This window comes from Prosthecobacter sp. (genome assembly GCF_044222565.1).
Classification (GTDB): Bacteria; Verrucomicrobiota; Verrucomicrobiia; order Verrucomicrobiales; family Verrucomicrobiaceae; genus Prosthecobacter.
Map to the genome: position 1 here is coordinate 67231 of NZ_JBGANA010000006.1, position 16899 is coordinate 84129.

A 16899-nucleotide genomic window follows, 5' to 3' on the forward strand; every position below is an offset into this window, starting at 1 on the left:
GCTGCCAGTCGCTGTCACACCACCCGTGAGGGCAAGGGAGCCACCGACTCCGCTGACGGCGGAGCCGACAGTCAGACCATTGGTGCTGGCCACCGTAATAACGTTGGAGCCGACGGTGAGAGCTCCAGTGACAGGCACCGGACCAAATGTCGTGGCAAGGGTGGTTCCCGCCAGCACGCCCACGCCCGAGGACAGGTTGATGGTCGTACCAGCCGTGATCGAGGAGATGGTGGTGCCTGCCGGAATGCTGGCATTGCCAAAGATGGCCTGACCGACAATGAGCCCCGCAGTGTTGTTCATGGCAGTCACCGCATTGCTGCCAGCCGTCGTCGTGGCGACCTGCTGGTTGGCGGGAGTCAGCGTCAGCGTGCTTCCGCCCGATTTCACCAGGCTCAGGGCACCGCTCGTGCCATTGCCATAGGTTGCTGCCACTGTACCAAGCGCTGTGGCGGGAGCAGACAGCGTGTAGGTGGTGCCATTCACGATGCTGGCGATTGTGGCACCGGCTGGAATCCCCGTGCCGCTCACAGTTTCACCGACATACATTCCAGATGTGCTGCTCACGGTGACAACGTTCGATCCAATCGAGGTGCTTGTGGCAATGATCTGGTTGGCATTGTTAACGATCTGGCTGTTGATCGTCAGAGCCGAGTTGTTGTAGGAATACAAGGTGGACGCTGTGTTAGCGGTCGCTCCTGCAGTCAGCTGCCCCAGGGTGATGATGCTCGTGCCTGAGGAGGTGAGCAGACCGCCCGTGCCAATCGTCAGCGTGTTCGCCGGAGTCATCGTCACCGTTGAAGCGGCGCTGATGCGCAGACTGTTGATCGTCCGGGTAGTCACACCAGCAACACTGGCTCCGACGCTGATGTTATCTGCACCCGCGCCCGCGGTCAAAGCGGCGGTGGAATAGGCACCAAAGGGGTTCGGGAAGGTGCCGATGGGGTTGGTTCCCAGAGCGCCAATTCCGATTGCACCCGTGTTTGAGTCCATGGTGGAGCGATAGGATGCAAAGTCCGTGCCATTGACGATGGCCCAGCCGCCGATGATGCCGTTGGTAAGCGTCGGAGCGCTGGTGATGAGGATCTGGCTGTTGCCCACGGCCAGCTGGCCACCAAGTCCGAGCGTGCCGGCGCCAGCGGTGAAGTTCAGCGTGGAATTGGCACTGGAGGTGAGGCTGGCCAGGGTGAGAGCCGCCGAACCTCCGACACCGCGCGTGGCGGTGATGGTGGACGCACCGGCCAGGAGCGACACCGCTCCCAGGCTCTGCGTGGAATCCGTGCCACTGTAACCCAGGTATTGCAGCGTGCCCCCCTGCAGGGTGATCGGAGCCGCGGCATTGATGCGGCTGACGTCCGCCAGCGGATTGTTGGTGCTGTCCAGCACCAGCGTGCCGAAGTAATTGGTCAGCGATGAGGTGCCGGAGAGCGCGCCACCTTGCTGCAGTGTCAGATTGCCGCCGCGCAGGATCGTCGCGCCGGTGTAAGTGTTGTTGCTGAGGAAGACCGTGGTGGCATTGCCCGAACGGGTGAAATTCAGGTTGCCGTTAATGGTTCCTGCAAAAGTCGCCGCAGCCGAGGCTGAAGTGAAAGTCGCCGTCGTTCCAGAGCTGTTGGTCACCGTGCCGCCGGTGTTTTGGACAGTCGTGTTGCTGCTGGCAAGAGTGCCGATGGCCTGGTTGTTGCCATTCAAATCCAGCGTGCCGCCATTGTTGACGTTCACCGCCTGCACACCGCCGACGCCACTCACGAAAATTGTGTTGTTTCCGCCCGACAGCTTCAAGGTGCCGTTGTTGACGTTGGTGGTGCCTGTGTAGAGCTGGCGCGTGCCAACGACCACGGTCCCCGCTCCATCCTTGGTGATGCCGCCCGAGCCGGTGATGGCGCTGTTCAGATTCAAGTTCGTTGCAGCACCCGGAGTCCAGATGAACATGGAGGTGGCCGGGGCGGCGAGCACGCCACCGTTCAATCCGGTGTTGCCCGCCAGCGCAAGAATACCGCCAGAGGTGATGGTCAGAACATCCGCGCCGAGCAGAGGTCCGACCGCCGTGAAGCCGCCATTCGCATTCAAGGTGATGCTGTTGGTGCTTTGCGCGCCGGCGATCAGACCGCCGACGCTCGAATGCACCAGGCCGACGTTGTTGGTGGCGGCATAAGTCACCGCCGGAGAGATTTCATTGGCCGCCAAAGCACGGTAGCCATTTCCGCCAATGGTGTTGGCGCCCGTGGCACCAACGTAGGTGGCAAATGAGGTGCCATTGCCGGTCAGCGAAATGTCCACAAGGATGTCCGGACGGATGCTCATCGTCAGAGATCCCACCGCACCTGCACCACCGATGCCCGCAGGGAGCGTGGTCAGCGCCACAAAGTTGGTCGTGTTGGCCGTGCCAAGGGTGCCACCAAGATTGGTGCCCCGCAGCAGCAGCGATGCACCCGCAGTCACTGCAGAAATAGAACCCGTGTTGAAAACGAGCGGCCTGGCTGCATTCGGAGTGAGCGTCATGGTGCTTCCTCCCACTGCCAGAGTCGTGGTGCCACCCGATGCGGCGGTCAGTGCGCCAGTGCCGGCGGCGGCCGCGGCGCTCAGCACAAATTGAGTTCCATTGGTGATGGAGGCAATCGTGGTGCCTGACGTGATGTTAGGACCGGAAACCACCATGCCCGCAACAAGACCGGCGGTGCTGGCGACAGTCACTGTGGTGCTGGCCGTCGTGGTGACGCTGCCCAGGCTGACCACATTGCCGAGAGATTCCGTGGTGCTGGCTGCGGCGTTGCCGAGAATGTTAAAGTTGCCGCCTCCGAGAGTGAGCGTGGCACCCGTACCGGCACCAGGGATGGCACCGCCAGCAAGGCGGCTGTTCACATTGGTCACCGTATTGTCGAGCGTGAGCGTGCCGCCTTCGCTGATGGTGTTGCCCAGGAACGCGCTGCTGGCGCTGCCGCTGTAAACAACCGCACCTTGATTGACAAGAAGGGTGCCAAGCGAAGTCCCCGATCCGGTGAACGTCAGGGTCCCCGTACCAAACTTGGTGATGTTCAAAGTGTTGGTCAGGCCATCGCTAAAACGTGCGAACGTTCCGGAGAATGTGGTGCTGGTATTGTCAAAACCGACGCCAAGCGCCGCGCCCGTTCCCGAGGCATTGGTCACCTGCCCTGATCCCGCGAGGCTGCCGAAGAGCAGTGAGTTTCCGTTCAGGTTCACCCGGCCGCTGGCTCCAATGGTCAGGGCGGAATAAACGTCGCCTGACGAGGCTGCCCCGGACTGCAGGGTGCCCGCGTTCACCACGGTAGCGCCGGTGTAGGAGTTCATGGTGTTATACTGCAGCACTCCGTTCCCAAGCTTGGTCACACCCACTCCAGAACCGCGGATGGCACCCGTGATGGTCAGCGCGGAAACAAACGGAGCCACTTCGGCGCCATTCACCGTGACCGGGTTCACCGTGAAGGTGCGCGAGCTGGAGCCCAGGCTGAGCCCCCCGGCGATGGTGCTGGAAGTGGTGACGTTCGACGAGCTTGCCGAGATGTCACCCGTCAGGGTGAGCAGACCGCCAATGGTGCCACTGGAGTTCAGGGTCGGCGCAGCACCGCCGTTGTTGTTGAAGATGAAGCCCGCCAGCGAGTTGGTGCCGAGAAGGTTCAAGGTACCGCCACCGTTGATGGAGACCACGTTGCTCGCAGCAATCTGGCCGGAGACGTTGTTCATCGTCACCGTCGCACCACTGATGGTCAGGCCGCCGCCGGGAAGGACCGTCGTTGCGCTGGTGGCGCTCAGGTTGAGGGTGCCCTGGTCCACCGTCGTTCCACCAGTGTAGGTGTTTGAAAGGCCAATTTGAAGCTGCGTGATGATGGCGGTGGTCGGCGCGGAGAGCGTGACGACATTGCCAGAAATCGAAGCAATCGTGGTTCCGGCCGGGATCCCCGCGCCACCCACCAGCATGCCAGGCGTCAGCCCGGTGGCATCTGGCACCGTCACAGTCGTGCTGCCAGCGCTGTTGACGACGTTGGTGACGATCCAGGAAGGCTGCAAGGTCAGCACGCTGGCACCGGACTTGACCAGCGCCAGGAAGTTGCCAAGACCGTTGTCGGCGATCACCGAATTGATCGTAATCGTATTCTGATTGTTGTAAGTGATCAGTTCTGTCGTGCCGCTCGTTGCCGTACCACCGACAGTCAGAACACCCGGGAACAGCCCCAGACCAGCCACACCGATGGTGGATGCGTTGTTGTTGTTGCTGCGCAGCAGGCCGCCCTGCTCAAGGTTCAGCACGTAGTTCGATCCCAGGAAGCCCACATCCGTCGTGGCAGCGCCACTGAGGCGAAGCATCCCCGTCGTGGTGTTCCCCAGCATGTAATAAGTGGAGCTGACGTTGGTGATGTTGCCGCTGGCAAAGGATCCATCATAGCTGCGGAAGCCCACGCTGCCGACGGAACCAACGCCCAGAGTGGTGTTGTAGGTCGTGAAATCACCGCTGTTGGCGATGGCCCACGGCGCCAGCACCGCGTTGTTGGACACTCCGCCGATCAGCAGGCGTGTGCTGCTGCCAAGCTGGCCCGCTGCGGTGAAGTTGACCGTCGCACCTGCGGTGCGGTTCAGGCCAGACAGGGTCAGCTGCGCGGAATTCACTCCCGTGCCACCTTGGGTGACGGTGATCGAGCTGGCACCTTGGGCGATGGTCACTGTGCCCAGAGTTTCAGTCGAGTTCGTCTGTGCACGCCCCAGGAAGGCCAGCGTGGCACCCCGCAGTGAGATGCCTGCGGAGTCACTCACACGGTTCGTCATGTCATAGAGCCCCTGGTTGTTGATGTTCAGGGTGGCATAATTGATGTCGATGGTGGAAGTGCCGGTCAGACCCGTGAATGCACCCAAATCCTGCAGAGTGGTGGTGTTGTTGTTCAGCAGCAGATTGCCGGTGAACAGCGCACTGGTATTGGTAAACACCAACGCGCCCGAGCCGCTTCGGGCAAAGGTGAAGGCCCCTTCAAAGGTGCCCGCAAAGGTACGCGCGTCCTGGTTGGCCACCAGCGTTCCCGCGGCAGATGTGCCCAGCACCCTGCCCCCGGCTCCCGGGGCCACAGTGTCACTCAGCAGGCCGCTGATGAACTGTGTTTTGCCATTAAGGTCAAAAGTCCCGCCGTTAAGCACCAGGAAACTGTTGGGGAACAGCGCATTATTAGCGCCGAGCTGAATCGTCCCCTGGCCGAGGTTGGTGTTGCCGCTGATCACGTTGCCGGAGAAACCTGCGTAAGCGCTGGTGGAATTGCTCAGCAGCAAGGTGCCGTCACCCGCTTTGGTGAGGCCTCCCGTTCCTGCCAGGACGCTCGATACCGTCACCGTCTTCGCTGCACCAATCACGTGGAAGATCGAATCAGCACCCGCCGATGTCACCACACCACCGCTGATCGTCGCATTGTCTGTAGCCAGGAAACCACCGCTCGTATTGGTCAGTGTGATGAGAGGGTTGATGTTCACGCCGCCACCCGTGTTGACGGTGAGCGAGTTGATCGCGGTTCCAGTCACCAACGCCGCCGGTGTGCTGGTCAGAAGCACGTTGGTGCCGCTCGTGAAGGCATTGGTGACCATTTCTGTGCTGGTGTTCAGCGGACGCAGAATGTTCGAGGCTGCACCATCCGTGGTGGCAAAGCTGGTGCCCAGACCTGTGGCGCTGTTGTCCACAATGATGTACTGAAGAATGCCCTTGGTCGTCGTGCCTGCGGCCCCGGCACCCACAAACGTCGGTGCCGCCGTGAATGCCACGGTCGCCACACCATTGCCCGCCACAGTGCCAAGGCCGCTGCCACGGATGAGCGCGGTGCCCTGATTGGTGCGCGCCAGGCTGGCCGCGACCAAGTTGGACTGGAAGCCCGCATTGGCGGTTTCAGTGATGATGCTGTTGCCACGCACCACGGTCAGAGCACCAATGGTTTCTGCCACGGCTGCCGAAGCCGATGGCGTCAGGGTGAAGCTGCCCCCTTGGAGCGTGACAGGGCGCCCGCCTAGGCGGCTGTTGGTGTTGGTCCCGCTGTTGTCGATGTTGAGAATCGCATTCGGATTCACGGTGGCGGCAATCGTGTTTCCTCCCGTCAGCCTGCCGGCTCCATTCAGGCTCAGCGTCCCCTGGAAGACAGTCAGATTGTTGGTGAAAACAATCGAGTTTGCCGTGGTGATGTTCAGGGTTCCCGCGCCCCACTTTTCAATGCTAAAATACTGGTTGGCCGTGGTCGTGGCCGCCGTGGCGTTGCTGTTGAGGTTGATCGTGCCGGCCGCGTTGAACACCAGCGCGCGCGCAGTGGTGGTGGTGTTGTTGATCGTGCCGTTGATGTTGAGAGTGGCCCCGGCGTCAGCTCCAATCGCAGAGTCGGCGTCCATCCGCACCACACCCGTGGTGGTATTGGTGCCTGCAATCGCCTGCAGCTGCCCGCCAAAGTTGATGCCCCCTCTTGCTACGTTCGTTGTTGTAGAGGTGTTAAGGTTCAGTGCATTCGATACGCTCACGCCGTTGAGCTGAATGGCCGCACCGATCTGCGGAGCCACAGTGATGGAACCAGTTCCCAGCGCGCTGGCGGTGCTGAGTCTGACAGCACCAGCATTCACCGTGATGGAACCCACGAAATTCTGATTGCCCGTGATGTCGAGGATGCCGTTTTCCTGCTTCACGAAGCCGACAGCGTTCACCAGGGTGTTGGTGCCGCTGATGGTGAGGGTGCTGCCGTCCGATACTTCAAGAATGTTGTTGGTCGCGGTGGCGTTGTTGAAATTCAGCGTGCGGCCGGTGCTGAAGCTTCCTGTCGCGCGCAGCGTGGCGGTGCCTGTCGTGGCATTGATCGTCACCTGGTTGGCGGCGTTGCCCAGCTGGTTGTTGGCGCTCACGGAGAGTACCCCTTGCCCAATCGTGACCGTCCCGGTCAAAGTCGCGCTGTTGTCTCCGCTCAGAACGAGGGTGCCGTTCCCTGTCTTGGTAAATCCTGTGGAACCCGTCAACTCACCGCTGAGATTCAATCCCTGCGTAACGTTGGAGGCTGTGGCGGCGCCGCCGACGTTGAAGATCGCGCCAGAGTTGACCGTGAACGCCTGGGAAATCTGCAATCCGTAACCATTCACCGGGGTGAGGTTCAAGCCGTCGCCCAGCGCTGAAGGCGTGGCAAAATTGGTCGCATTGATGATCTTGTTTGCGGCCTGGGAATACGGCACCAACGCGCCTGAGCGGCCCACCGTGATGTTCGGGAAGCCGGTAAATGTGATCGACCCGCTGTAGGTCAGCGTGTCCGCAACTCCTGAACCGTTGCCGTCCATCAGCAGGCCAAAGGTGTTGCTGCCGTTCATGGTCAGGGAGCCGGTGTAGCCATCAAGACCGATGTTGAGCGCGCCCAGGCCGTTTTTCGTGATGGAGGTGATGGAGCCGGCGTTGGTCGCCGATCCCAGGTTCACCGTCAGCAATGGGTGATTGACGTTGATGACCACCGCACCGTTCGGCAGGGTGATCGCTCCGTTCAGGGTCAGGGTCGATGCCGCGTTGCTTTGGTTGTAGAACTGGAGGCCGCTGGTGACGGCCGCGAAGTTCACCGCGTTCTGAACGGTCTGGGTTCCCGTGGCCACGATCCAGGTGCCGTCAGCAGCGGTCAGCGTGCCCTGGCCGAGCGGGCCTGAGAACACCCCGGTGGCGCTTGGTGCGGGATTGCTGCTGGCCGCGAGCAGAAGGCCGCCTCCCATCAGGTTCACACCACCCGTGAAAGTATTCTGGCCGCTGAGCTGCAGCACGCCATTGCCGGTCTTCGAAATGCTTCCAGATCCGATGATGGCGGAACTGATGTTCAGCGCCGAACCGATGTTCGTGTAGGTCTGCCCGGCAGACTGGATCGCCCCCACATTGATCGTGTTGGCCCCGCTGCTGAGAGAAAGGAAGCCGCCGGAGACGGTCGGCACGGTCAGCGCATTGCTGGTGGTCACCGTGATCGGCGTCGAGCTTGTCAGGGCCAGAATGCCACCGGATGGAATGTTCACCACGGGGTTGCTGGTGCCGCCGTTGTTGTTAAAGACCAGGCTGTTGAGTGTGTTGGCCACCGCAAAGGCGGTGTTGAAGGTGAGGGTCGAGCTGCCGTTCAGCGTCACCGTGTTGCTCGAGTTGATCTGATTGACCGCCGTGTTCACCACCAGCGTGGCACCGCTCAGTGTGACGCCACCCGCCGGCAGCACCGTGCCAGTGCCAACGAGGTTGAGCGTTCCCTGGTTGATGACCGTGCCGCCCGTGTAGGTGTTGTTGGCGGAGAGATTCAAGACACCCGCCCCAGACTTCACCAGCATGACCGAGTTCCCCGCGCCATTGTCCGCAATCACGGAATTGACGATCAGGTTGCTGACACCGGCGGTGAATGTGATGGCAGATCCCGTGGCTGTGGCCGGCTGGCTGAGCGTGACCTGTGTGGGGCTGTCCACGGAAACCACATAAACGCCCGAAGGAATATTGGTGCCGGTCAAAGTCATTCCGGGGGCGATTCCCACGGTGGAATTCATCGTGATGGCCGTCGAACCCAGGGTGGTCGTTCCACTGACAAAGGCACCACCAGTCAGTGTTTGGTTGGTGGCAGTGCCGGTCGCGTTCTGGCTGACCGTTATCTGCGTAAAGCTGTCCACGGAAAGAACCGTCGTCCCTGCCGGCAGGTTGGCGTTCGTCAGCGTCATGCCGGGCTGGATGCCGATGGTCGAATTCATCGTGATGATGTTCGTACCTGCATTGATGCCGACTCCGGTGGAGTTCGGCGTGGTAAAGGTCGGGCTGCCGGTCGAGTTGTTGTAGATGACCAGCTCGCGCACACCGCTCGTCTCAGTGCCGCCTGCGGTGACCACCCCGCGAACGGCGCTGGTGCCGATGCTGGAGTCAAAGACGTTGTTGCTGCGCAGAATGCCGCCCAGCTCCAGGTTCAGCACATTGTTGCCGTTGGAGAAAGTGATGTTGTTGGTGAAGTTTCCGCTGAGGCGCAGCAGCGCCGCCGTGGTGGTGGGGCTGGAGAGCGTGGTGTTGAGCGGTGCAGTCGCGAGCGTTCCCAGGTCCGTGACATTGCCACTGCCAAAGCCTGCGCTGTAACCAGCGTAGCCACCGTTGCCCACCACTCCGATGCCATTGGCCGTATTGTAGGCGGCATAGTCAGTCGTATTGGCGATCGCCCATCCGCCAAGAACCCCCGAGGCATAGGTGGTCGGCGGGTTGGTGAAATAGATGCGCGCGCTGTTGCCTTCGTTGCCCAGATTGGTGCCGGTAAAGTTGATCGTGGCACCTGGGGAACGAGTCAGGCTCGCAAAAGTGACGTCCAGCCCGGTGATCGTGCCACCCCCGGTATTGGCGGCGATGGTGTTGGCACCCTGCGCCGCCGTCACTGCGCCCATCGTTTCCGTGGCGTTTGTGGTCAGGCGGCCGTTCACCGTGACATTGCCGCCACGGAGCGTAATGGGGATGGAGTTGCCAACACGATCATTGATCTGGGTTTGCAGGTTGGAGTTGTTGTTCAGGGAAAGCGTGGCGTAGTTCAGGACGACACTCGAGGTGTTGAGCAGTGTCGCGTCGTTTTCCAGGGCCAGCGCCCCACCCATCATGATCGTCGCACCACCATAGGTCTGTGCGGCGGCCAGAGTCAGCGTGTTGCCGCCGATACGCACGAGATTGACATTGGCGCCGTCGATCACGCCCGCGAAGTTTGTGTTGGCAGCGTTCATGTTGGTCACCAGCGTGCCAGTTCCAGTGCTGCTGTTCACAGTCCCCGCAGTGCCGGGAAGCGTGCCTGCGCCCTGCAGCTGTCCCACATACTGAGTGTTGCCATTCAAGTCCAGCGTGGCTCCCACTCCGATGTTCAACACACCGACGCTCGGGAAGATGGTGTTCGTTCCACCGTTAAGTTTCAGCGTACCACCCAGGATGTTGGTCGTGCCGCTGAAATACTGCGGAGCCGATAACACCAGCGTGCCTCCCAGCGCAGAGGCAAAGCTGCCGGTGCCGGTGATCGAGCCGGTCACCTCGAGCGTCGTGCCGGATTGCACCTGGAAGTAACCCGTGTTGGCCGCGAGGGCGATGTTCGACTGGGCCAGGGTGTTGTTGCCACCCGTGTTGAGCAGCCCCCCGCTGGTCAGCGTCAGCGTATTGCCGTTCGCGCTGCCCAGCACCAGGCCGGTGCCGTTGATCTTGATGGCGTTGACCGTACGGTTGTTGCTGATGGTCGCATTTGCCGTCAGGTTCAGCGTGTCCGCCGCCGCCGCACTGTTCAGATTGTTGCCACTGTTGTAAGAGCCGGCGGCGAGGGCCGTCAGACCATTGGCGCCATAGGTGGCAAAATCCGTTCCGCCGATGAAGACACGGGGAACGATGTTGCTGGTCACGTTGAGTCCTGTGCTCGTCGTAAAGAGCACCTTGTTGCTGCTGCCCAGGCCGGTGATGCTGCTGAGATCCAGCGAGGAACCGGTGTTGGCAAGGTTGATCGAAGCAAAGGTCAACGTGTTGACGCCCGTTCCCGACATCTGGATCGTTCCCATGATCGTGTTGACCGTCACCGCACCCGCGGTCTCCGTCGTGCCGTTGCCGATGAGCTGGAGCGTGCCGCCGTTGAAGGTGACGGTACCGGTGTCAAACATACGGTTGTTGTTGTTCGTCACGCTGTTGTCGAGCGCGAGCGTTCCCCCTGCATTCAGGGCGAATGTGCCGGCCGTCCAGGCACCATTGGCGCCTGAAACCGTGGTGAGTCCACGGCTGACGGTCAGGGCACCCGCCGCATTGTTCACACCGGTCAAGGTCAGCGTGCCAGTGCCCGCGTACTGCAGTCCCTGTGCACCGGTGCCCGTGGTGACCGCCCCGCTGATCAGAGTGTCCCCCGCTCCGAAAATCGTCAGCGTAGCCGCTGCGGAGTTGGTGACGGTCCCCGAAAGGATCAGTTGCGCTCCACCGGTCATTTCGTTTTGCAGGTTGCGGCTGGCCGCCATCGTGACTGCCCCGCTAAACTGGATCGACTCCGTGCCGTCCACCTTGGGCGGTGAGTTGTTAAGCTGGATCGCATTCGTGATCGCATCCGCACCCACGAGACCACCGCTAAAGGTGGTGCGCAGCGTGCCTCCGTTGAACGCAAAGGCTCCCGTCCCCAGCGCACCCGAGGAAGCCCCGGATTTGTCGATGACGAGGATGCCGTCCGTCAGAGTGGTGCCCCCGGAGTAGGCGTTTGGAGCTCCCGATGTCGTAAATATCGCATTGGAGTCAATGGCGATGTTCCAAGCGATTTTGCCGCCAGCGGCCGCATTCTCAGTGATGGCTCCGTTCCAGAACGTCGAACCGTAACCGCGGATGCTGATGGTCTGGGTTGCAGCCGTGGTGCCGGCCTCAGCATTCACAAAATTGCCATTGATCGTCAGCAATTTTCCGCCTTCCAGATTGTTGCTCAAAGTCCACTGGTTGTTCCCTGCCGTCTTGGTGACGTTGGCATTGACGGTGATCGCATTCTGCCCCGCAAAAACACCCGTCGAGTTGTTCCCGAAGACAGGGGTGGTCGTGGTAAGATCGCCTCCATAGGCAAAAATACCGCCGTTGTTGAGGCCAATCCCCGCCGCGGTTCCAATGCCGTCCGAGGTCACTCCCATCAATCCGCTGGTGACGTTGAGGTTGCCCGTGAAAGAGTTCGGCCCAAACGTGGGGTTGAGAATCCACACACCACCGTCAGCCTTGGTCACCGTAAGCACATTCGAGCCGCTGTTGGTCAGCTGGGAGGTGACCATGTTGCCCTCCGTGTTGGTACCACGAAGTTCCAGTGTGACCGCGCCGGTGGCCGAGTTGGTGATGTTGCCCAGCACCAGCGCACCACCGCCGGAGGAGTCGATGCGCAAGGTGGCCGCGGCAGAGGTGAATGCGATCGGACGATCGGAAGTTTCACCGGCCCCCACGTAGAACAGGTTCACGGTGTTTGTGCCGCTTCCCAGATTGAGGGTGCCACCGCTGGCTCCAAGGCTGCTGGAGACGGTGCCGCTGCTGCTTCCGATCGAAGTCACCACGAGTGAGCCATTCGTCAGGTTGGTGTTGCCGTTGTACGTGTTGTCATTGCCGATAATCAGGGTGCCGCTGCCGGTCTTGGTTAGCTGGCCCGTGCCCGTGCTGTTGCTGATAACGCCGGAAATGGTGGCAAAATCCAAACCGGTGTTGCCATTGTCGTCCACCTGAATGGAGCGATTGCCATTGTTGAGATCGATGCCGTTGACGATTTCGACGTCAGCCCAGGCAGTGGCCGAACTAAGAATGAGCGTGCCAGTACCATTTCCAATGCCGCCTGTCCCCCACTGAATCGTCGAAGGAGTCAGATTACCGCCAAGATTGACCGTGAGCTTGGAGTTGCTCGCCGCAAATCCACCGTTTTGATTGGTGGCCGTGCCCGCGGCATCCGTCCAGGCCACCTGCCCCGCACCCGTTCCGATGTCACGTGTAAACGTGCCTGAACTCTGGAACACCCCGCCGGCAAGACGCAGCGCGCTGCTGCTGGAAAGCCCGGTGCCGTCAGCCGCCTGGAGCTGACCACTGAGGATGGTCGTCGGTCCGCTGTAGGAGTTGGCCGAGGAAGGAGCGAGGATCCAAAGTCCGCCGTCCGCCTTGGTCAGGCTCAAAGCCTCACTGGCGTTGGGGTTGTTGACGAGATGAATGCTGAAGGTGTTGTCGCCTGTGGAGTTCCCGCCCAGGGTCAGCGTGCGTGCGCCAGCACCGCTGAAGCCCACGTCGCCCGTGTTGCTGAAGATGAGCGTCGCATTGTTCTGCGCTCCACCTGCAAGTGCAGCATTGCCATACTGGCCGGAGGATTGGATCGTGCCATTGCCAGCCAGGGTAAAAAGTCGGTTGGTGCTGACGGAAGGCGTCTGGGTGACCTGGTAAATCTGTCCGTTCGCTCCGGTGTACTGCAGAATACCACCATTGAAGACAAGGTTGCCGGCCGCGCTGCTGGATGCACCAATGCTGCTGGCCACTCCACCATTGGCCAGGCTCGTCGCCTGCAGCACCACACTCCCGGCACCCGTGTTCGAAATGGTGGTGACGCCAGTGTAGGTGTTGAGTCCGGTCAGGGCTTGGTTGACGACCTGCCCAGATGTGGGTGCTCCCGTTACCGTGACGTTCGTCAATGCCCCACCGGCCCCGTTAGGGTTCTGAATGGTGCCGGAAAAGACGCTGTTTGTGTTGGCGGTGACGCCATTCCCAACCGTCACCGTGGCGGCTGTCGTTGCGGCAGAGTTGGTGATGACACCAGCACCGTTGAGAGCACCAATCGCCAGCCCGGAATTGACCCCGTTCAGGTCAAACACACCCGCCTGGCGGATCGTCAGCGGGCGGTTGGCACCGCTCAAGGTTCCAGTTCCAGAAAGCTGAATCGTGCCTTCATTGATCGTCGTGGTGCCCGTCTGCGCATTGGCACCGCTGAGCGTCAGAGTACCGTTGCCATTTTTGGTCAGACCGCCGGTGGTGCTCGCATTGATGGGAGCGGACAGGGTCAGAGTATTGCCACTGCCATCGACCCGGACCACCAGATCTCCGGCTGATGCCGTCGTCACTCCGGTGCCAGCAATGGTGCCTGAACCACCAGCCTGAAGGATGCCACCGCCCGTAGCCCCTCCGACCGTCAGCAGGCCGGTGAGAGTCAGCACCTGCGAACCATTGATTTTCAACGAACTGATGGAACCTCCAGCACTGCTGATGCTGCCGGTGATCTCATTGTTCTGAGCAGCACCTATGGTCAGAGCCGTGGAGGAAGTTACGAAATTGGCATCCGAACCGTAAATCGGTGCGCGGAGAACGGAGTTCGTGGTCGCGGGATTGTAGGCGAAGTCCGAACCATTGTAGTAGGCGTGGGCATTGAGCAATCCAACAGCGGGGGCCGCCAGCAAGGTCACACTGCTGCTGCCAGGAGTGGTTGGCACCACAAAATTCAATCCCGTCCCCAGCGAAGGTGCCACGATCGATCCAAACGTCAGGTTGTTGGTGCCCGCCGTCGGGGTGATCTGAACCGTGCCGGCACCCGCCGTGACGGAAAGAATGCCCAGAGTCTCAGAACTGCCTGTGCTGAATGCCTTGTAATTCAGCGTGCCACCCGCATACCCGTTGTTACGGATCGTATCGGCCGCAAACGTCACCCCGGAGCTGTTGTTGACCGTATCGGCAGTGCCCGAAGTCGGATTGATGGCCACCGTGCCACCTCCGATGGTCAACGTTCCGGCGAAGCTGGGGCTCGCAATAGGCGTCTGGGTTCCCACCGCAGCGCTGTTGGCCAGACTGGCTGCGCCGGTGGTGTTGGCTACAGTGAAAGTGGTGCCAGAATTGACGGCGCTGATATACCAGCCGGAGCCCGCTGGCATGCCCGGTCCGGAGATGGACTGACCAATCACCAGACCGGCCGTGGTGGCGACGGTGAGCAAGTTGGCAGTGTTGGCCGTCACGCTCAGCGGAGCCGTGGCCCCTGTCACGGTGCCGATGCTGACCGTTGCAGGAACCGCCGTTGACTGGCTGATGGCGAACTGGGTGCTGCTGATGATCTGGGAAATGACCGTGCCGACAGGAATGCTGCCACCCGAAATCGGCTGGCCAACAACCAACCCCGCAGTGCTGGTCGTGGTGACCACCTGGGATGCCGTCGCATTCGCGTTGATGGCGAAGCTCGAATTGGCCGTGCCAATGGTTGCGGCGCTCGTCGAGGGGGTTTTGATCTGCCATGTGCCTGAGTCAAATTTGAAAACGGCGGCCGCAGCATTGTTGTTGACCACAATTCCCTGGATCTCGTTGGTCAGGTTGCTTGCACCACCAAGCACCAGGTTTCTGGCACCAGTGCCATTCGTTCCAATGTTGCTGGCGATGGCCAGCGCAGATGGCGTTGTGCCCGTCTGGTTGGCCGTGAGAATGCTGTTGGTCGCATTCATCAGCAAAATCTTGTTCCACGTCTCCCCGGCGCCTGTTCCCGCAGTGCCAAGATAGTTCAACGCACCGCCGCTGAAGACGACGCGGCCGCTGGAGGCTGCCGCATTGAGGGCCCCGATGGAGTTGATGGAAGTGGTGCCGGCATTCAGGTTTGCCGAACCTGTAAAATTTGAAGCCGTCCCCTGCAGGGTCAGGATGCCGGTCCCTGCCTTTGTCACCACATGCTGGAACGAAGCATTGCCCGGGGCGATGATGTTGCCGGCGACGAGCATGTCTCCGTTGCCTTGAAGGTTCAGAGTCCGCGCCCCACCAGTGTCCGTGTCATTCCACATAGTGGCACCGAGAATGCTCACAAGGCCGTTGCCGTTGTTGTTGATGGTCGTTGTCCCGTTTCCAATGCCCGCACCGGTGATGCCCTCACTGGCAAAACTCGCGCCATAGCCATTGCGGCCGTTGATCGTGAAGGTCACGTTGCCGCTGCCGATGGCGTTGTTGAAGGCCACTGTTTGATTCAGCACCGTCGAACCGCCAAGCGCATGGTCCACAAAAATGGTGCCGCCTGTGTTGTCACGCACCCTGAGATTGCGGGTGTTAAAATCCGGCGCATCGCTGTGCACTTCCAGGGCGCCGTTGTTGAAGTCCAGCGCGATGTTGGTGATGTTTGTTCCCAGGGCTCCGTTCGCTGAAACACGGATCGTTCCTGAATCCAGACGCAGGGTCTGCGCGAAATTGTTGCTGTTGTTTTGCAGCCACAGGGTGGTGCCAAGAACGTTGCCCGTCTTGAAGAAGCGGTCCTGCCCGGAGTCAAAGCCGGTCACCTGCCCGGAAATGATCCAGTTGCCATTGCCATAAAACCCGCTGCCAGCGCCCGTCGCAAGTTGAACATTGCCCGTCACCACCGTGATGCCCGGCGTCGCCAGCACTCGGCCTTCGGAGCCTGTGCTGCCCACTACGAGGTCACCTGCAATGGTGTTGTTGCCCACACTGACCAGTCCGCCGCTGGAGTTGACCGCGCCGGGACCACGTCCAGTTATGCTGATGTCGCGGTTGAGAGTCATCCCCGCACCAGAGGTATTTCCCATCAGGACGAGGCTGCCACCACTGAAACCAGGATTCCCCGTCTGGGCCACCCCATTGACGGAGATCGTCGTGGTGCCCGTTCCAAGCTGGGCAGAATTCGTGATGACCAGATTGCCCCCGTTGATCACAATATCTCCTGAAATCGTGTTGTTGTTGTTGGAGAGCCGCAGCGTGCCGTTGCCAGTCTTCGTGAAGCCGGAGGTGCCCGCAAGAAGCACATCCATCGTCGCCCGGGCAAAGCTCGAGACATTGATCGTCGCGGCATTCAGTCCAGAGGGTGCGACGAGCGTGAGTGTGTTGTTCACCGGGTCCGCGCCACCATCAATCCGAAAGCCATCCAGCCCAAAGATCAGCCCGCCTGCGGTGATCGCCTCGCTCAAGCTCACAAGTCCCGCCGCCGGAGTTGTGAAACTGGCAATGTTATTGCCATTGGTCCACGTGGTGGAGCTGCTGTTCCACTGGGTCGTCGTGGTGTCCCATGGACCATCGTATCCATCGTAAAATACCACAGCACCTCGGGCGGAGATTGGCAGCCATGTTGCCAGGAGGCAAATCATGAACCATCCGATAAGTTGGCGGTGGTGGCGTAACGTCTTCATAGGTCAAAAATGGGTGGTCAACACGGGTGCTCTCAGGTCAAAAAATGCAGCGAAGCATCAGCGCGTCCCTTCGGGAAGAAGGACGCGTCTAATGCTTTCTCATATCGAGAGCAGTCAGTGATTGGTGGCATCTAAAGGTAGTCTTTGTATCAAAACACAGGGACCCCTTACGCACAAAAGTTTTTTGTTCTTTCGCAAAAAAAATGTAACCCATTGTGAATAAGTAAGTTACATTTCAAATAGGCAAACGAGCGACATCAAATAATAACCTAGTATTGAGGCGCAAAATAGGGACGTTTGTCTAGAGGCTTTCGA

Annotated in this window: 1 protein-coding gene (only partly in view); it reads right to left on the reverse strand. The window is 60.4% G+C overall.

What is annotated here, in order from left to right; genetic code table 11:
• On the reverse strand, positions 1-16542 hold the beginning of the coding sequence (locus ACILSR_RS10545) for an autotransporter-associated beta strand repeat-containing protein (RefSeq protein ID WP_395749727.1). 26220 nt of this gene lie to the left of the window's left edge; only the first 16542 of its 42762 coding nucleotides appear in the window; its start codon is at positions 16540-16542; the stop codon falls past the left edge of the window.
• Positions 16543-16899 lie beyond the last annotated feature (357 nt).